At 48.2% G+C, this 19,280-nt stretch carries 17 protein-coding genes, 1 tRNA gene and 1 pseudogene; 12 read left to right on the top strand and 7 right to left on the bottom strand.

Translation table 11 applies throughout. The features are described from left to right. Nucleotides 1-33: 33 nt before the first annotated feature. The 8 genes and pseudogenes from AC2A06_RS17800 to AC2A06_RS17765 form a co-directional block, all read left to right on the top strand. A pseudogene (locus AC2A06_RS17800) lies at nt 34-165 on the top strand (type II toxin-antitoxin system RelE/ParE family toxin); the annotation flags it as partial. A 90-nt stretch (nt 166-255) separates the two neighbouring features. Then, entirely contained in the window at nt 256-735 is a 480-nt protein-coding gene (locus AC2A06_RS17795) for a hypothetical protein (RefSeq protein WP_484381150.1), read from the top strand. 309 nt (nt 736-1,044) lie between these two features. Continuing rightward, complete coding sequence (locus AC2A06_RS17790; RefSeq protein ID WP_484381149.1) at nt 1,045-1,356, top strand: helix-turn-helix domain-containing protein; 312 nt, start codon at nt 1,045-1,047, stop codon at nt 1,354-1,356. A gap of 407 nt (nt 1,357-1,763) precedes the next feature. Continuing rightward, entirely contained in the window at nt 1,764-2,441 is a 678-nt protein-coding gene (locus AC2A06_RS17785; RefSeq protein WP_484381148.1) for a helix-turn-helix transcriptional regulator, read from the top strand. Between the two features lie 10 nt (nt 2,442-2,451). Continuing rightward, nucleotides 2,452-3,762: a purine-cytosine permease family protein gene (locus AC2A06_RS17780; protein WP_484381147.1), complete on the top strand. Its 1,311-nt coding sequence runs from the start codon at nt 2,452-2,454 to the stop codon at nt 3,760-3,762. Nucleotides 3,763-4,402: 640 nt separating this feature from the next. Next, a complete protein-coding gene (fieF, locus tag AC2A06_RS17775; protein ID WP_484381146.1) occupies nt 4,403-5,305 on the top strand; it encodes a CDF family cation-efflux transporter FieF in 903 nt (300 codons plus the stop codon). A 275-nt stretch (nt 5,306-5,580) separates the two neighbouring features. After that, nucleotides 5,581-6,543, top strand: a complete 963-nt coding sequence (pfkA, locus tag AC2A06_RS17770) for a 6-phosphofructokinase (RefSeq protein WP_484381145.1) — start codon at nt 5,581-5,583, stop codon at nt 6,541-6,543. A gap of 337 nt (nt 6,544-6,880) precedes the next feature. Next, nucleotides 6,881-7,864, top strand: a complete 984-nt coding sequence (locus tag AC2A06_RS17765; protein WP_484381144.1) for a sulfate ABC transporter substrate-binding protein — start codon at nt 6,881-6,883, stop codon at nt 7,862-7,864. Between the two features lie 54 nt (nt 7,865-7,918). On the opposite strand, the gene tpiA is transcribed toward AC2A06_RS17765, so the two are convergent. Together tpiA and AC2A06_RS17755 are read right to left on the bottom strand one after the other, a co-directional pair. Further along, nucleotides 7,919-8,686, bottom strand: coding sequence for a triose-phosphate isomerase (gene tpiA / locus AC2A06_RS17760; protein ID WP_023490688.1), 768 nt, complete (start codon nt 8,684-8,686; stop codon nt 7,919-7,921). Between the two features lie 143 nt (nt 8,687-8,829). After that, a complete protein-coding gene (locus AC2A06_RS17755; RefSeq protein ID WP_484381143.1) occupies nt 8,830-9,426 on the bottom strand; it encodes a DUF1454 family protein in 597 nt (198 codons plus the stop codon). A gap of 179 nt (nt 9,427-9,605) precedes the next feature. Between AC2A06_RS17755 and AC2A06_RS17750 the strand changes: the two genes are divergently transcribed. After that, nucleotides 9,606-10,025 carry a DUF805 domain-containing protein gene (locus AC2A06_RS17750; RefSeq protein WP_023490690.1) on the top strand — a complete coding sequence of 140 codons (420 nt, stop codon included), beginning with the start codon at nt 9,606-9,608 and terminating at the stop codon, nt 10,023-10,025. 126 nt (nt 10,026-10,151) lie between these two features. Here the strand turns inward: AC2A06_RS17750 and fpr are convergent, their stop codons facing one another. The 3 genes from fpr to glpK form a co-directional block, all read right to left on the bottom strand. Further along, nucleotides 10,152-10,898, bottom strand: a complete 747-nt coding sequence (fpr, locus tag AC2A06_RS17745) for a ferredoxin--NADP(+) reductase (RefSeq protein WP_023490691.1) — start codon at nt 10,896-10,898, stop codon at nt 10,152-10,154. A 206-nt stretch (nt 10,899-11,104) separates the two neighbouring features. Then, nucleotides 11,105-12,115, bottom strand: a complete 1,011-nt coding sequence (glpX, locus tag AC2A06_RS17740; protein WP_484381142.1) for a class II fructose-bisphosphatase — start codon at nt 12,113-12,115, stop codon at nt 11,105-11,107. A gap of 145 nt (nt 12,116-12,260) precedes the next feature. After that, nucleotides 12,261-13,769, bottom strand: coding sequence for a glycerol kinase GlpK (gene glpK, locus AC2A06_RS17735; RefSeq protein ID WP_484381141.1), 1,509 nt, complete (start codon nt 13,767-13,769; stop codon nt 12,261-12,263). A gap of 411 nt (nt 13,770-14,180) precedes the next feature. On the opposite strand from glpK, the gene zapB reads away from it, so the two are divergent. Beyond that, nucleotides 14,181-14,420 carry a cell division protein ZapB gene (zapB, locus tag AC2A06_RS17730; protein WP_023490694.1) on the top strand — a complete coding sequence of 80 codons (240 nt, stop codon included), beginning with the start codon at nt 14,181-14,183 and terminating at the stop codon, nt 14,418-14,420. Nucleotides 14,421-14,631: 211 nt separating this feature from the next. On the opposite strand, the gene AC2A06_RS17725 is transcribed toward zapB, so the two are convergent. Then, nucleotides 14,632-15,216 (bottom strand): DJ-1/PfpI family protein, encoded by a 585-nt coding sequence (locus AC2A06_RS17725; RefSeq protein ID WP_484381140.1) that lies wholly within the window; start codon nt 15,214-15,216, stop codon nt 14,632-14,634. Between the two features lie 173 nt (nt 15,217-15,389). Between AC2A06_RS17725 and AC2A06_RS17720 the strand changes: the two genes are divergently transcribed. Beyond that, a tRNA-Sec gene (locus AC2A06_RS17720) sits at nt 15,390-15,484 on the top strand. Nucleotides 15,485-16,019: 535 nt separating this feature from the next. Here the strand turns inward: AC2A06_RS17720 and AC2A06_RS17715 are convergent. Further along, nucleotides 16,020-18,629 (bottom strand): AAA family ATPase, encoded by a 2,610-nt coding sequence (locus tag AC2A06_RS17715; RefSeq protein ID WP_484381139.1) that lies wholly within the window; start codon nt 18,627-18,629, stop codon nt 16,020-16,022. Between the two features lie 401 nt (nt 18,630-19,030). Between AC2A06_RS17715 and AC2A06_RS17710 the strand changes: the two genes are divergently transcribed. Next, nucleotides 19,031-19,280, top strand: a 250-nt coding sequence (locus AC2A06_RS17710) for an AAA family ATPase (RefSeq protein ID WP_484381138.1), incomplete at its 3' end; no start/stop codon positions are given.

Below are 19,280 nucleotides of genomic sequence, written 5' to 3'. Positions count from 1 at the left end.
TAAGATCAGTATGGCAGAAGGTAAGAAGAACGAATGAAGCTGAATTTATCGCCACTGGCGGAGCATGACATCGAAGCCATCGGCGACTATATCGCCTAGAATAATCCGTTAAGGGCACTGAACTTTACCGAGGAGTTATATCGGCAATGCCTGCAGATAAGTGAAACGGAGCCAGAGATATCAATGTGCTTTTCCCAGAGTCGTCGGAAGAAACGCGAAAAGCTCCGCGATAAATACCCTAAAGGGAGTCCCACTGTGAATTATTTTCCAGAAAAATATCATGCATGGAACCGGATTGTTATCGGTAAAAAATTCTACGGTGTTAATGGATTGATATATTTTTTTGAAACTCCTGACTTGGAGCATCCTCAACAGTTACAGTTAATTTTCTCTGGTACCAATCAGGATATTAGCTTTCGCTGTGGAAAAGATGGTTCAACGCTTGCATTGACTGAATTACCTATGCAAGAAAGTGATCTTGGTGAATATGGTAAAGAAGTGATCATGAGCATGGCAGACACATACTTATTTTACCGATATATTGGGAAGATAGTGTCAAAAGTTTTGGTGATTTACTCTGATACAGAAAAGGCCATTATCGGTATAAAGTTAGTTTTTGATAGTGACCTTGATTTAATTATCATTAACTTAGGTGATGAACTAAACATCCTTGACTCTCTTTCATTACCCTATGAGCAGCAGGAAAGGATCAGTTATTGTGAAATATTTACTTAAGCATCTACAGCCCCTATGTGTAAATCTAAGCCCTACAGCACCCGGATAATCCCCAGAGCAGCGGAAAGACAGAGAACGACTCTGACAGAGGTGATGCGCCAGCGAGCAGAAGAACTGGCCGAGGAGGAGCGGTAAATCTCCGAATCCCAAACGGCCCCCGAAAACACGATGGATACCTTTTTATCTATTAAAACATATCAAATATGCAGATTTGATATATTAAAACTAATCAACTTTGAACTATTGCGATTATTTTGATATGCTTTGATATATATTTATTAATTGTCGATATAGTAAAACATATCAAATATGAATTATATAACCGAGCAAATACTGAAAAGCTTAAGAGAAGCGCGTGCGCGCAAGGGATTTAGCCAAAGAGAGCTAAGCGCCCGCTCTGGTGTGCCGCAGAGCCATATCTCGAAAATCGAATCCGGTGGTGTTGACCTAAGGGTATCCAGTTTGATTACTCTGGCGCGCGTGCTCGACTTGGAACTGTTTGTTGCACCCAAAAAATCTGTGCTGGCCATTAAGTCAATTATTCGCAGCGCCGAAGGTAATCAGGATGAGGGGGAACAAGTATCTCCAGCCTATCGCTTGGATGAAGACTCAGATGAGTAACAATGTATCCACACTGAATGTGCTGCTCTATGGCGAGCCTATCGCGACGATCACCCATGTCGGCAATGAAAAAACGCTTTATTGATGATAGATAATAGTTTAATAAATATTGCCAACCGCGAAGTACCACAAGTATAAACATAAAAAACCCAGCGAGCTCTATACTCACCGGGTATAATAAGGCCATTCTATTTTCTTAGCCAAACAAGAGTTAATATTTAACAATATTACTCCCGCATTATTTATATTTATCGATTTCCCTAGTGTTAGCCTATTTTGAGTCTACTTTATAAACCCGGCTTGTATATACGTATTTATTACGTAATCATTAGACTCCAGTTTCCCTTTATGCTTCAGATATGTTAATGTATGCTGAAAAACCACACTAAACCAAGGGATGGTAACCGATGTCTTATTATATTAAAAACTCGTTGGAAGAACTCATACCTTATCTCGAAATGACTGATGTCCCCTGGGGTATCAGGGATCTTGAGTCGGTCAATGTTTTTGTCAATGCCGCTGGTATAAAGATGCTAAGCCTTCCCAAAAACTATGACATTGTAGGAAGAGTTGACGAAGAAGCACCCGCTGACTGGAGTGAATTGGCTGAGGAATACGTGGCTCAAGATGGGGTAGTCATTAGGAGAGAAGCTAATGTTCCGATTATAGAAACTAGCCAGTGGTATGGTAACTCTCATCTTTCCGTCTTTATCGGTGATAAGTATCCTATTTTCCGTGGTGATACTGTGGTAGGGACTATCTGGTCTTCACGCCCCTTCCAATTGCTAACCCCGATGAATTATTTCAAAAATGAAAAAGCCCGGTTCGTTAGTTCATTAGCCCCTACTGATACCTTTACGCCAACAGAGCTGAAAGTCATATTTTTCTTGATACAGCGACATTCAGCCAAAGAAATATCCAAAGCTTTGGATATAGCCCCCAGAACCATTGAGCGGCATATTTATTCAATATATCAAAAAGCAGAAGTATCCAGTCTGCATCAGTTTATTGAGTATGCTTTGGTTATTGGCTTGGACTGCTATATACCAGAAGACTTTATTGTGAGAGGCGTTAATTTTATTTAAGGATAAAAGAGTGTCTAAAGAAATAGATGAATTTGCATTAAAACGCGTCCCTCGTAATGGACGGTTACCTTTCATTGGTGTTGCTCTTGTTCATGCTGGTATGCTCACGGCACTGGATCAGTTTATGTTAGGGGCAGCGTTAGGGCATGGCATGTCGATTTTTGATGCCTATACCGCGATTTTGATTGCCAGTATCATCTGCGGTGTTCTGACCTATGGTATGGGCGTTGCCGGTATGCAAGAGGGCATGTCCTGTAGTTTGTTGGCAAGATGGTATGGCTTTGGTCGTATTGGCTCTGCACTAATAGGTCTCGTTATCGCCATCAGTTTAATGGGTTGGTTTGGCATTCAAACCGCGATATTTGGCAAGTCGCTGGATTTTGCCTTCGGTGGGCATCTTGGTTTTAAAGTTTCGGCGGCCATCGCCGGTATCTTATTAACTCTGTTGGTTTCTATTGGATTTAAAGCCCTGCGGTGGATAGCGAAATTTGCCATCCCACTGTTTCTCGCCGCCATTTGTTATCTCTCATTTATCACTCTTTCAGGGCATGATATTCCGGCATTGATACAAGCCCAGCCAAGCGGTGAAGTGATTAGCATCAGCTCCGCCATCACCATTATCATTGGTTCATACATATTGGCAGCCCTGATAACGCCGGATATCACACGTTATCTCAGCAGTAAAAAGCAAGTGATGGGTGTATCGCTTATCACCATCATTGTGGGTGAGTTTATTGTTAATGGGTTGGCGATTACCCTGGCGCGCAGCATTAATTCTGCGGATGTGGTAACTATTATGTCCACGGCGGCAGGCGGAGTAGGTTTATTAATTGTAATTTTCTCAACCCTGCGTGTTAATGACCTTAACCTTTACTCGTCTTCCCTGGGGTTGGTAAATGCGGTTGAATGCCTGTTTGGCATTAAACTTCACTATGCCATCACCACATTGTGTATTGGCGCGGTTGGAACAACCTTGTCCATTATGGGTATTCTGGATCGGTTCATTGACTTCCTGGAACTGTTGGGCATTCTATTCCCCCCAATTGTCGGCATTATGCTGGTTGAATTCTATTTTGTACGAACCTATAAACAAGTGTTGGACAATTCTCGCATTACAGAAACGCTACCTGATCAGAAGAATACCCCTAATATCGTCTGGCCCGGTATCCTCGGATGTGTATTCGGGGCTACTATCGGGTTTGTCATTACTGTGGGGGTTCCTGCCATCAACTCGTTAGTTGCAGCCAGTCTGTTTTACTATGTTGTCACCGTGCTTTTATACCGATATAAGCTGATGAATAGACCATTGCAGCTTGACTGACTATTTGCATTCAACAGTTTGACGATATTATTAATCTTGGGCTCAGTAATGGGCCCATTTTATTGCCACTCACCAACGCCCAGAGCGAACAGGAGAAGTAGAGAGTCGCGTTACTGTATGGAGGAAGCCCCTGAAATAGGGTGCTAAGCCTGCTGGCGAAAAGAACGAGACATTAAAAATACCCAAAAAAAACTGATCCCGATTAAAGGATCAGATGCCAAATTGGCCAACACCAGGGAAATCTTCTAAGAAAATTCCTAAACATTGTTGTAAATCACTGGTCACTTGTCAATCCGTTTTCCTCCCCAATCACGCAATAAGGTACTAAATGCCTATTTTTTATCCATTAGTAATCAACCACAACGTCCGTCACTTCATCCCCACTTAACCTTAGAAACATTGCTGAGGCTGGTTACTTCGCTGGCAGGGGTACCGTCATCGGCTCACAAGGGTGGCAGCACGACCAGTTAATACTGAACACCACTGAAGAAAGAGGCGTCATCAAAATCAAACGGGCCTTATGGTGACCCGCCTTGAGCGCTGAACCAATAACAAAGTCACCGAACTCGCCTGAACGACAGGCCCCTTTTTGCCTGAACTTTCGTTATACTGAGCACATTAAATTTTTTCGGGATTTTTTATGGAAAAGCAATATGCGCGTCTGGTGCAGTCTGCTGCTTTAGCTGCTACCACGGTTGCATCTGTTTTGCTGTTAATAAAAATATTGGCCTGGTATCTCACTGGCTCAGTGAGCTTGCTGGCGGCCTTGGTAGACTCATTGGTTGACATTGCCGCTTCAGTGACCAACCTACTGGTGGTGCGTTATTCCCTGCAACCGGCGGATGCCAAACATGCTTTCGGTCATGGTAAAGCGGAGTCGCTGGCGGCGCTGGCGCAAAGCATGTTCATCTCTGGTTCTGCCCTGTTTCTGTTTCTTACCGGTTTTCAGCATCTGTATGCCCCACAACCGCTTAATTCTCCGGGCATCGGTGTGATTGTTACGGTAATTGCCCTGGTGAGCACCCTGGTTCTGGTGTCTTATCAACGTTGGGTGGTGAGAAAAACCCGTAGCCAGGCGATACGTGCCGATATGTTGCACTATCAGTCAGATGTTTTGATGAACAGTGCCATTCTGGTGGCTCTGGGGCTCAGTTGGTACGGATTCCACCGGGCAGATGCTCTGTTTGCTCTAGGCATTGGGGTTTATATTCTTTATAGCGCACTACGTATGGCCTATGAGGCAGTACAATCGTTGCTGGACCGCGCCTTGCCAGAGGATGAGCACCAGGCAATTATTGATGTGGTCTCTTCCCGCCCTGGCGTCACGGGTGCGCACGACCTGCGGACTCGGCAATCTGGGCCCACACGCTTTATTCAATTACATCTGGAAATGGACGATAACTTGCCGTTGGTACAGGCACACAACATTGTCGAAGAGATTGAGCAGGCGCTATTGCAGCGTTTCCCGGGGGCGGATGTGATTATCCACATGGATCCTTGGTCTGTCGTACCACCAGGCCAACAAGGCAAGTGGGAACTATAATCAAGCTATCTGAGTCTTACCTAATGCTCTACTGGGCTATTAGCTTTATCTATTAGTCAAGCTGTTGTGAATTGCGTAATATTGATCTATCCCAGGCTATCACATAAGACTCTTACCTTGATATTGTGTGACCTGAATCAATTCAGCTAGGTGTTTTTGCTATAAAATCGAGCAATAAAAGCCGTAAACCGGGTTTTTTCGTCAGTGACGAGTACCAGGGTAGCTGGCGAAGACAGAATCCTTAAAAAATTGCATTAATCAGTTCAGAGGTAGTCATGATCAAAAAAATCGGTGTACTGACAAGTGGCGGCGATGCCCCAGGTATGAATGCGGCCATCCGTGGCGTGGTGCGTGCTGCGTTGTCAGAAGGTCTGGAAGTATTCGGTATTTACGATGGCTACCTTGGTTTGTACGAAGACCGTATGGAACAACTAGACCGCTTCAGCGTGTCCGACATGATTAACCGTGGCGGTACCTTTCTAGGTTCGGCACGTTTCCCGGAATTCAGAGATGATAACGTACGTGCCAAGGCGATCGAAAACCTGAGAAAGCACGGTATTGATGCCCTGGTGGTTATTGGTGGTGACGGTTCCTATATGGGGGCAAAACGCCTGACAGAAGAGGGGTTCCCTTGTATTGGCCTGCCAGGAACTATCGATAATGACGTGGCTGGGACTGACTATACCATTGGTTACTTCACCGCATTGGAAACCGTGGTGGAAGCGATTGACCGCCTGCGGGATACCTCTTCATCCCACCAGCGTATTTCCATTGTGGAAGTGATGGGTCGTTACTGTGGCGACCTGACCCTGGCTGCAGCGATTGCGGGCGGCTGTGAGTTTATCGTGTTGCCAGAAACCGAATTCAACCGTGATGATTTGGTTGATGAAATTCAAGCCGGTATCGACAAAGGTAAGAAACACGCCATTGTGGCGATCACTGAACACGTCTGTGATATTGATGAGCTGGCGCGTCATATCGAGGAGAAAACCCAGCGTGAAACCCGAGCCACTGTGCTGGGCCATATTCAACGTGGTGGTTCACCGGTCGCTTATGACCGTATCCTGGCTTCGCGCATGGGGGCGTATGCCATCGATTTACTGGTACAAGGCTATGGTGGTCGCTGTGTCGGTATCCAGAACGAGAAAATGGTACACCATGATATCGTGGATGCGATCGAAAACATGAAACGTCCATTCAAGGGCGATTGGCTGGAAACGGCAAAGAAACTTTATTGATCCCTCCTCAAGCGAATTGCTGTCAAAAAGCCCCAGTTTTGGGGCTTTTTTCTTTTCAAGTTACTTCAGGCATGACGAATATATACCGCCCCATCTCCGGCAGCAGACCCCCCTTCCTGATTGATATATTCCAGAATGGTCTAGTAGGACGTTTTTTATTCTTTAATGGTAAGAATGTTTTCTGGCAGGCTCTATACCCAGGGCAATTCAAGTTACCGCTTGAATGGCGAAGAAGGTATATCCAGATTGAATCAGGTAGTAGGAACCGATTTATCCCATGATTTGGGATGACGGTTTACCTGCTGAGGTGAGTCATTTTCTTGCGGAGAAATGAGCAATGCATAAGTGGGGGCTGATTATATTGCTACTGGCATCGGGTGCCATGGCTAAAGATATTCAACTACTGAATATTTCATATGATCCAACACGTGAGTTCTATCAGGAATATAACGCTGCATTTGCTCAATATTGGCAGCAGAAGACAGGAGACAAAGTCAAGGTACGCCAATCACACGGGGGCTCAGGCAAGCAGGCTACCTCGGTGATCAATGGTATTGACGCGGATGTGGTCACCCTGGCGTTGGCTTATGATGTAGATGCCATTGCTGAACGCGGTCATATTGATAAGGCGTGGATCAAACGGCTGCCAGATAACTCGGCCCCTTATACTTCGACCATTGTCTTCCTGGTCCGTAAGGGCAACCCAAAACAGATCCAGGATTGGGGGGATCTGGTTAAACCTGGGGTGGCGATTATTACCCCGAACCCTAAAACCTCTGGGGGTGCTCGTTGGAATTATCTGGCGGCTTGGGGCTATGCCCTGCATCATAATCACGGGGATACCGCCAAGGCGCAGGAATTCGTGAAACAACTGTACCGCAATGTAGAAGTCTTGGATGCTGGCGCCCGTGGAGCCACCAACACCTTTGTTGAGCGCAATATGGGTGATGTGCTGATCGCTTGGGAAAATGAAGCCCTGATGGCAGCCAAAGAGTTGGGTAAAGACAAGTTTGAGGTGATTACCCCCAGCGAATCGATTCTGGCAGAGCCTACGGTATCGGTGGTGGATCGGGTAGTGGATAAACGTGGCTCGCGTGATTTTGCCACGGCTTACCTGACCTACCTCTATTCAACGCAAGGGCAGACCATTGCGGCAAAAAATTACTATCGCCCTCGAAATACTGAGGTAGCTGAAAAATTCGTGCAACAGTTTCCGACGCTGAAATTGTTCACCATAGATGACACGTTTGGCGGTTGGGCAGAGGCGCAGAAAGTACACTTTGCCACAGGTGGCATATTTGATGAAATCAGCAAACGCTGAGGGTGGGTTTCCGCAATAACCCCGGCAAACCGGGGTTATTCATACTGAAGGAAATCAGGCTTTTTTCGCTGCGGCAGCGGCTTTAACGATCACGGCGAAAGCGTCTGCTTTCAGTGATGCACCACCCACCAGCGCGCCGTCGATGTCTGGTTGACCAAACAATTCTGCGGCATTTTTATCATTGACCGAACCACCGTACTGAATAATCACTTCAGCAGCCACCGCCGCATCTTGCTTGGCGATGTGGTCACGGATAAATTTATGTACTGCCTGAGCTTGCGCAGGCGTTGCAGATTTGCCGGTGCCGATCGCCCACACAGGTTCATAAGCGATAACAGTGCCTTTAAACGCTTCTGCACCTTGGGTTTTTAACACCGCATCGATTTGGCGAGCACACACTTCTTCGGTTTTACCCGCTTCGTTTTCGGCTTCGGTTTCACCGATGCACAGCACTGGGATCAAACCCGCAGCTTTGAGCACGGCAAATTTCTCAGCGATCTGCGCATCTGTTTCTTTGTGATAAGTACGACGCTCTGAGTGACCGATGATGATGTATTGTGCACCAACATCCTTCAACATGTTGGCAGAAACTTCGCCAGTGAACGCGCCGGAGAGGTTGATATCAACGTTTTGTGCACCTAAAGCGATACGGCTACCGCCCAGCGCGTGCTTGGCCAGATCCAGATACATAACTGGTGGCGCAATAGCGACATCACAACCCTCAACACTGCTCAATTCTTTACGCAGGGCGGCGATCAGTTCGTTAACCATATGAACGCTGCCGTTAAGCTTCCAGTTACCCATAACTAATGGATGACGCATGTGTATTTCTCCAAGAAGGGGACGCTAAAGTCTAAAAACAACTGCCGGGCAGGCAGTTTACCTGTGCAGCAGTATATACTTGTCGTCATACAAATGGCATGAGGCTAGTCAACACCTTTGCAATTTCCATGACGACGAATGCATTAATGGGGTACATCGGCCTCAGATAACCTCAGCTTAATCGGTTCAACAGCGAAAGTAATCCCTTTATCGCCATCATCAGCGACCACGTAGCGAATTGCCCCAACCTGTTGCTGATAAAAGTACGACCCTTTACCCTTTTCCAGCAAGTTGTTCACTTTGACGATGCTTTCCCCCACTGTCAGCGCGGTTTCAAACTGGCGCATCAGCGCAGCCATGTAGTTAATGGCAATGGCCCGAGCGGCTTTTTCTTCATTGCCTTGTAATAGCAAATGAGTGATTTGGATGGTCTTGATTTTACCGGTGCCCTTTTCCAGCGCCGTAGAGGCGTAGAGGTTTTCATTAATCTTACTGGCGGCACGGGTGAGTAAAGGGGAATCCTTTTTGGAGGCAATAACCCGAAATTCACTGAGGGGCAGCTTTGGGTTGTCACGGTTGTATTTTTCGCGGAACCGAACCACCGTCACATCAAAGGTTGGCGCCCCCGCCTGCAGATAGGGGGCGCTCTGCGGTTCCGAGGGCGCGGCATTTTGCGGTGCCCCCCAAGCATGGCTGATCCCCAAGAACAGGCAAATAATGATGATGAACTTTTTCAGCATGGTGTGTCGCACTAATGACCAAGGTGACACTGATTAAAACCATATATCCATCGTCTTTCAAGCGGCAAGATGAATGTTTGCGGATGGAAAATCACCACTTGGGTTGCTGTTCTGCAGGGGGAAATTGCCTATGCTACACTGCGCGGCAGACTATCGGCAGCTCAAGAGAGCATGATTCAATGACGTTACAACAGTGGTGTTTTTCATTTAATGGCCGTATTGGGCGGCGAGATTTCTGGTTGTGGATGGGGGTTTGGCTGGTGTTGATGGCCGCCGCCTTCTCGCTGGCCAACTACCAAGTGGTGGCGATCCAAACCATCGCTTTCTTTATCGTCGCACTGCTATGGCCGACGGCGGCGGTGCTGGTCAAACGCCTGCATGACCGCAATAAAAAGGGTTGGTGGGCCTTGTTGCTGGTGTTGGCCTGGCTGCTGGCGATGGGTAATTGGCAGATGCTGGCACCGATTTGGCAGTGGGGAGTGGGGCGTTTTATTCCGACACTGATTACGGTGATGATGTTGATCGACCTGGGGACCTTTGTGGGTACCGAAGGGGACAACCGGTTTGGCCCTGAGGCCGAACCGGTAAAATTCCGCTAGACTCAAGCTCAATCAAACTGCAGGTAGGCGGCAAACGAGCGAATCCCGATGAGCTTACATAGGTAAGTGATTCGGGTGAACGAGAACAGCCAACACCGCTGCAGCTTCATTGACGATGGGTATAAGTTACCAATAGTGCTCGCTGGTAATATGCCCAGGCTTGCGCCGTAGATGTTTGCGCATCTGGCGGTGATCTTTTAGCGTTTGCTGGGTATCTCTGACCATTTGCGGGTTGCCACACAGCATCACATGGCTGGTTTCGGCATCAATGGTTAGGCCGACAGCCGCTTCTAACTGACCGTTTTCCAACAGTGCCGGGATGCGCCCACACAGAGAACCGGCAACGTCTTCACGGCTGACCACGGTTTGAATGCGCAGTTTGCCATTATAGTGCTGCTGAAGTTGCTGCATTAACGGCAGGTAACTGAGGTCACTGGCCCTGCGGGCCGCATGGATCAGTACCAGGTTATTAAACCGCTCCAGGTCCTTCCCTTCCCGCAGGATCGACAAATAAGGGCCAATCGCGGTGCCGGTTGCCAGCATCCATAAGGTGTCACAGGTGGGGACTTCTTCCAGTACAAAGAACCCGGCGGCCTCTTGGGTCACCTGCACGTCATCCCCAGGGCGCAGTTGTTGCAGTTTCGGGCTCAGTTTCCCATCCGGCACCATGACCAGATAGAACTCCAGGTTGGGGTTGTCGGGCGCGTTGACATAAGAATAAGCACGCTGCACCCGTTCACCATCGACATCCAGCGCCAGTTTGGCAAATTGCCCCGCAGTGAAACTGTTGATTGGGGCATTGAGGGTGATGCTGAACAATGTCTCCGTCCAGTGCTGAACCTCTATTACTTTGCCATTAACCCATTCAGCCATATCTTTCATGCTCCTGTGGTTTGATTCACTTAAAGTCTATCTTATAAGACTGTGACGTACAGTGTAATTTATGCATGTGATGGTGAGGGGATAACGCTCAGCGGCCTTGAGCCCAAAGTGGCTTTACCAGCCACTTCAGTTCAATTTAATTCAGGGCCATCGGCTGAGCGTTTAATGCTGATCGTTTCACGCTGAGCGTTCAATAACTACAGCAAGAAGGGGTGCAGCGAGCTGTCTTTACGGTCCAGATAATGGGTGGAGCGGATGCGGCGGATAGTGCGTGATTTACCACGAATCAGCAGGGTTTCAGTGGTGGCGATATTCCCCTTGCGGCTAATACCGTCCAGCAAGTCACCTTTGGTGATACCAGTGGCAGCAAAGATCACATTATCAGTGCGCGCCATATCATCCAACAGCAAGACTTTACCTGCTTCGATACCCATTTGCTGACAACGAGCCAACTCCTGCTCACCAATGCGGCGGTTTTCTTCGTTGTCGCCTTTTACCTGATGGCGCGCCAACAAGCGGGCTTGCATATCGCCATCCAGTGCGCGGATCACGGCGGCAGAAATAACCCCTTCCGGTGCGCCGCCAATGCCGTACATCACATCCACTTCGCTTTCTGGCATACAGGTCAAGATGGAGGCTGCAACATCCCCATCAGGAATGGCGAACACTTTCACCCCAAGCTGTTGCATTTGCATGATCACCTCATCATGGCGTGGCTTTGCCAAGGTAATGACGGTGAGCTCTGATAGCGGTTTACCAAGACGGTTGGCGATATTGTGCAGGTTGGTGGCTAAAGGCAGGTTGAGATCGATAACTCCCCGAGCTTGCGGACCAACCACCAGTTTTTCCATATACATATCCGGTGCATGCAGGAAGGAGCCCCGATCACCCACCGCCAATACCGCTAATGCGTTAGACTGCCCCATGGCGGTCATTCGGGTCCCTTCGATAGGATCAACAGCAATATCGACCCCGTCCCCCAATCCAGTACCGACCTTCTCGCCGATATACAGCATCGGCGCTTCATCAATTTCACCTTCGCCGATCACAATCTGGCCATCGATATCAACTCTGTTGAGCATAATACGCATGGCGTTCACCGCAGCACCGTCGGCGGCATTTTTATCGCCGCGCCCCAGCCATTTATAACCCGCTAGAGCGGCGGCTTCGGTAACGCGGGAAAATTCGATGGCTAATTCACGTTTCATGGCAAACCCGTTACTGGATAAAAGGAAGGAAAATTTCGGCGAAGTTTATCACAGAGCAACGCTAGCAGGGGGAGACAAATGTAACGATGGCCATTCAAGCGGTTAGCGTGACCACTTGAATGACCATCAACATAACACCGATTAATCAGTCGTGATCTTCCCAGGCTTGTGCACGGGCAACGGCTTTTTGCCAACCACGGTAAAGTAAGTTACGCGCGCTGGTTTCAATCCCAGGGTGGAATCGTTTCTCAATAGCCGCTTTGCCTTTCACTTCATCCAGGTCATTCCAGTAGCCAACGGCTAGCCCCGCCAGATACGCCGCCCCCAATGCGGTAACTTCACGCACTTCAGGGCGCTCAACGCAGGTTCCCAGAATATCCGCCTGGAACTGCATCAGGAAATTATTGGCAACCGCCCCGCCATCCACGCGTAAGGCTTTTAGACTGGTATTGGCATCGGCCTGCATGGCATCAAGCACATCACGGGTCTGGTAAGCGATAGACTCCAGGGTGGCGCGGATAATGTGGTTACTGTTCACCCCACGGGTCAGGCCGAAAATAGCGCCACGTGCATAAGGGTCCCAATAAGGGGCACCGAGCCCGGTAAAGGCGGGAACCACATAAACACCGTTGCTGTCGGCTACCTTGGTGGCGAAGTATTCTGAATCGGCAGCATCGCTGATTAATTTCATTTCATCACGCAACCATTGAATAGAGGCTCCGCCAACAAAAACGGCCCCTTCCAGTGCGTAGTTAACCTCACCTCGTGGGCCACAGGCGATGGTGGTCAGCAGGCTATGTTGGGATTGCACCGCCTTGTCACCGGTATGCATCAGCAGGAAACAGCCAGTCCCATAGGTATTCTTCGCCATCCCCGCGTGGACGCAGAGTTGACCATAGAGCGCCGCTTGTTGGTCGCCAGCAATACCGGCAATCGGGATACGAGTTCCCCCCTTCCCCCCAATATTGGTCTGGCCAAAGATTTCAGAAGAGGAACGCACTTTTGGCAGCATGGCTCGCGGAATACCCAGCACTTTAAGCATATGGTCATCCCAGTCCAGCGTATGGATATTGAATAGCATGGTGCGAGAGGCGTTAGTGTAGTCGGTAACATGCACCTGCCCTTGGGTCATCTTCCATACCAGCCAGGTATCAACGGTGCCGAACAGCAACTCACCGCGCTTGGCACGTTCGCGGGCACCTTCCACATGGTCGAGGATCCATTTGACCTTGGTCCCAGAAAAGTAGGGGTCAATCACCAAGCCGGTATTCTGGCGAATGTACGCTTCCAGACCGCCCTGTTTGAGTTTTTCGCAGATCTCGGCAGTACGGCGGCACTGCCAGACAATGGCGTTATAAATTGGCTTACCGGTCTCTTTTTCCCACACGATAGTGGTTTCGCGCTGGTTGGTGAGACCAATAGCGGCGATTTGATCAGAGCTGATATCGGCTTTGGCCAGTACTTCAACCAGCGTTGAGCTTTGAGATGACCAGATTTCCATTGGGTCATGTTCCACCCAGCCGGCCTTGGGGTAGATTTGTGTGAATTCACGCTGTGAGACCGCGACAATATTCGCATCGTGATCAAGCACCACGGCACGTGAGCTGGTGGTACCCTGATCGAGAGCAACAATATATTTTTTTTCAGTTGTCATAAATTCATCCTGCGGTCATTAACCGTTAGCGTATCCATTACGGCTTGGTTTTGTCCTGACTGGTCTGCCTAAAAACTGTGGCTATAGACAGTAAGGGGCCAGCTACTTACAATTGATTTTATTGAAACAAGCGTGTTATCGGGACCCACGCCTGCTCTATAGCCAAATTCACTCAAACTGATGGTTTTATTGCCACTTGAGTGGTGACAGCGATTATTGTGGTGGTCTTGTCGCGCAAGTATCTACCACTGAAGTGATAATGATACTTATTATAATCGAGTTTTTTCAAGCTGCAGGTGGGCAGTAACGGTGTCAATTTAAGTAAATCCGAGCAAGTGGAGCCGATTTTCCTGTAGCTTGATGGACGACAGGTATAGATCTATGCCTTGCTATATATGAGAGGACTGAAGAATGTCATTTGAAGTATTTGAAAAACTGGAAGTAAAAGTTCAGCAGGCGATCGATACCATCACGTTGTTGCAGATGGAAATTGAAGAACTGAAAGAGAAAAACAGTTCTCTGTCTCAAGAAGTTCAGCACTCTGCGGGTCAGCATGAAGCCTTAACACGTGAAAACCAGCAGCTAAAAGAAGAGCAGCATGTATGGCAAGAGCGCCTGCGTGCCTTGCTGGGTAAAATGGACGAGGTTTGATCACTGTTGTTTTGAGTGACAAATGAGTCTGCGGGGGAATGCCGGTCAGCCATGCTGATGGGTGTTTTCCCGTTTTGTTTTTGGGCTATTGATGGTTGTTGATACCCGGCATTGGGCCCAATAAAAAACAGAAAGCGCGGTAACAATTTTCGTTCCCGGTGCCAGACCGGAAAGCGCCAATTGTGCCGCGCCTGATTATCAGCGGTATTGATTAATACGCTGCGAGTGGCACTTGCCAGTTTTCGTGATAGATATGTGTGGCTTGCTCCTGCGTGGTAACAGGGTCGCCAGTCAGCCGATAGCCGATGGTGAAGGCAAAATCAAACGCTGCCCCCAAACCCTGGCCGCTGATTAAGTTGCCATCTTCTACAACTTTTTCAGCCACGTAGGTCCCATCTTCGATTTCCAGATGCAGACCGTCGGAACAGACATAACGGCGGCCTCTCAGCATCCCGTTGGCGGCCAGCACCAGCGCAGCGGCAGAGCTCAATGGGCAGATCAATTTGGCAGACTGGTCATGACGGCGGATAAACTCCACAGCCAAGGCATTTTCTGCCATTTCGATGGTTGCTTTGGGCCCACCGGGGATCACCACGGCGTCGTACAGTTGGCTTTTGCGGCGTTCTAGCAGCGCATCAGCGAACATACGCATCTGGTGGTAGCTGCGGAGCTCCAGCCGATCCTGACAGGACAGCAGTTCCACTTCGATATCCATACGGCGTAACACGTCGATCACGATAACCGCCTCAGCCTCTTCAAATCCTTCGCTTAGCAGGACGGCAACTTTCTTGGTCATAGCATCTCCAGCAATGGACGGGTAAATACCCCAGACTAAGTTAGGTTAGCAGATAAAAAGGCCAGCCGTGGTAGCTGAGGCGAAGTGTAAGAGGGTGATCGCGGAAATATGAATTCCCCCTTAGCGTGATGTGGGATTCGCGCTATAATCGCCCCTTGCTTGTGATTTGCAGAGGAAGATCTTCGTCCCCGGTGGGGCGGCTGGACTTCAAATCCAGTTGGGGCCGCCAGCGGTCCTGGGCAGGTTCGACTCCTGTGATCTTCCGCCAAATATCTTCCATAGAGTTTCAATCCCGTCTATTTATATCTATAAAAACAATGGATTATAAATGTCACTATCCATCTAAGGCCGCGTAGAATTTCTCAAATTCGCTTAAAAAATGTATAGATATGTGTATAGGATTTGTGACTAACTACTTGTAACCGCTTATCACCACGATTCAGCGCTGCTGCTCAGCTTTTCAAGGACTGGCAACATTCATTGCAGACCTTGCTACTTTCCTTATTGACCAAGGGGTTAATTGCCATCGGAGCTTCTTTCAGATCTCCGCTCATCCTCGAACGGGAAGTTTTTGGTGCGGCATCGCTGCTATGAACTGCGAATAGGTTAGATCGTGGGGAAAAGGGAGCGGGTGCTTTGTGTGCGCTCAGGGCGATGGATAATTTTGTGCTCATAGTCGACAGGTTTAATCTGGCCGCTGTGTGCCAGAAGCGGAACTATCGAGGTTTGAAAGTGGCCAGCTTTTATCGACCACTTCATATACCTCTACAGAACCACATCACACGAGGGATTTAATACTAATCTTAAGCCACGGCCTGATCGAGCGCCTCGATCGCACCTATCATGGTTTCTACAGTTGCCCTGTCAAATTCTGCCCTGTCGTTTTCATCATGTGTACCTTTATTGAGGTATCGCCATTCACGTGATTCTCCGCTAAAGCCGGTTAAAACATCGATAGGAGAAAACACAGCATTTTTATTTGGGTCATTAAAATCGGCCCGACCAATTTGTTTTTTCAATTGATCTGAGAGATTACGCAACTCAATAGGTGCAGTTGCTGACCTCAGTTTAAGACTGAGGTTACCGTTACCGTGCTTGTTTACATAACGCCAGACTTTCCCCTTCATCAGAGATTCAAGTGACTGCCTGCATTTAGTCAGCGCTTCCCTGATTTCATTACGTCCATAATGGCTTCGCGCAGAAAGAATATAGTTCCTGGGTGCACAGTTAAAATCCACGCGGATATGCAATTCGTCCAGACGCGGTAGGAAGCTGAAAGTTCTGGACTGTGCAGCCACTGGCGCTGGCAATAAATTCTGTATGTCTTTGAAGAACTCTTCTCCGTGGCAGGCCAGGATGATTTGCTTATCTGTAAAGAAGGCGTCTTCAAACAGCGTTCTTCGAATGGATTCTCTGTGATCGTCATCGATAGCATTGACCGGATCATCAAATATCAAAAGTGGGCATTGCTCACTGATGTTTTTTGCCAACAAAATAGCCAACCCTAGGCAGCGTACATGCCCCTCACTGAGCACATGCAGGGCATCAAAATATTGCGCTGGATTGTTCTGGAATGCCACCTCCAGTCGCTGATTCTGCATCAGGGGGAGTTTGATACCAGCGAGCTTTTCTCTTGGTGGGTCATTACGGTTGAATGCATTGTACAGAGTAACAATGCCGTCTCCGAGATTCGCAACCAACTGCTGAGGCAAACCCTCTTTATAGGCGTTCAACTGCAATACGAACCGGGCATAGGCTCCTGAGATTTCTCTGTTTTTTCTTACAACGGATTCCTCAAGTGCAACTTCTTCAATAAGTTGCCTGTTTTCCGTATCAAAGTTACCAATCAACAACTGAGATGCCGCGATGGTCCTTTCTGTCGCACTTCTTCTTGTCTGTAATATTGTTATCTGGCGTTCTGACTCACGCAGCCCCATAAGATCGCGCTGCCGAGATTCCCGCAATTTAGTAGCTGCTTCTGCTTTTTTATCTTCTTCTTCCAACTGCAACACCTGTTTCTCCAGAAGAGACCAGGGAGTAATACCATCGCCTGCTGGTTGATGCAGATCACGCCACAAAGCGATGCCATTGTCTTCCCGGAATCTTTCGAGAACATTTTCATGAGGAAGAAACTGGCAACAGGTGCCGACAACTTGCGAGACGCGGTACATCTGCTGGCTGATTAATTGTTCCAACTGAGCTATTTCACCCTGTAAAGCTGACAAAAACTCAAGCTTCAGCAATTCCTCACTTGCATGACTGTAGGGGTTTTTTGTGACTTGCTGGAGTGGGGTATGGCATGCAGGGCATTGTTCTGGGCTGGTGCTCTGTAACTGGACGACTGCCTCGAATAAACTTTTAAACGAAACCTGCAGACTCGCTTCTGCCAGTTGCTTCTGTTTGCCATACAGATCCGCCAATACAGTTTCAACAGAGCTACTTAAGTCCTTCAAAATCGCACAGGTCAGGTGACTCTTGTTCGGAAGAGGTGTCTGTAACTCTGTCTCAAGCTGCCGTATGGCCCCGATATTTTGCTCATCCCCTTTTAATTCAATCATCATCTGTTGAAAAGAAAGGCCATCGCGGTAGCCAGAAGCCAGCGTCTGTTCCTCAGAAGCCAGTCCTTCAAGATCCGCCTTACCCGCTTCCAGTTGCTGGATAGCCCCCTCGAGTGTGCGGCGTTTTTCTGCCAGTTGAGCGGCTTTTACGCCTGTAAGATCGATGTATCTGGCATCAATCTCCGCAGTAAAATTTCGGACAAAATCATTGAATGCATCCAGCCCGAATAACGTTGAGATTAGTTCGGTCTGCCTTGCCGGGGCCAGCGCCGCAATTCTTGAAAAATTGTCGATGCGGTTTTTTTCAACAAAGCAAAAGCGGTGCTGTGCTTCGTTATCCTCAATCGCCACATCCTGCCCTTGAGCTCCAACACCAGTAATCACAGGCGCAGAAAACTGATTGACGTATGCGTTTCTAAAATAGTCGGTTTGATTACGAAAGCGTTTACTTTCAGCCTCAGCAACGCTGCCCAGTAACGTATATTCAAGTGCTTCGCAAAAACTGGACTTCCCGGTACCATTGGGCCCATAAATCAGCACCAGACGCGAATCCAGATCAAATTCCTCCTGTCTGGCAAATCCTCTGAACGGTCCAACGGACAGCCTTCTTAGCCGACTGAACGTGGAGACGCGTTCGGAGTCCTGCTCAGGCAGTGGCTGGACTTCCAGACTGAGGGTATCCCAAGCGGGCTGCGCCAGCTCAACGATACGCCTAATCCGCTGTCCCTGCGCGGTACCTAACGGGATAATACTATCCATATTATCCCACACTAGGTTCGCCATTTTTCTGACATCGGCGGGTACATCTGCTGTGTCTAAAGTTTGGAAAAAGCGCAAAAACTCGTTGCTGAGCATCATGAATCCTTTTTGACTTGTCGTTTTCTCTCGTTGTAAGGCAATGATAGAAGATACACTTTCAGCTTATGTATTCATGTGATCTGCAAATCAAATATCTGCAGTTTCGCTCTCATGTTGAACTCACCCCGGATGAAGACAGTATGAATCGCCACGATTTCGATAGTCATGCCAACATCCGCTTTTCGTTCACAGCAAACCTTCAGCTCAGTCAGCCTGTCTGATTAGTGAAGCAGACTTTAAGTTGTCCAAGAACAGCTCTCATATCTTGGCCTATTTATGTCGACCACTTCAGTGCCTGCAGGATATAAGGGGACAACGAGCCTGCATGTGGACACAGGTATATCGGTGAGTTAATGTCTTTAAGGGGTATCATTTGACAGTATCTTGAGGGACTTAGAGTGCGGGTTAAATCGATTAAGCTTACCAATTTCAAGAAATTCAAAGATGAACATTTTGAATTCAACGATGACGTAAATATCTTTGTAGGTGATAACAACGCCGGTAAAAGTACTATTCTGGAAGCCCTGGAAATCGTACTGAATTACAGCTATCGGGGCCGCCCCTTCAACAACGAGTTTACGCCAGACATTTTTAATAAGGATGCAGTGCAGCTTTTTTTGGCTTCTGATAAATCGGCCACGCACCTGC

The organism is Serratia sp. HNCC26DJ244 (assembly GCF_057180565.1).
This window is presented reverse-complemented; position numbering and strand designations above follow the sequence as displayed.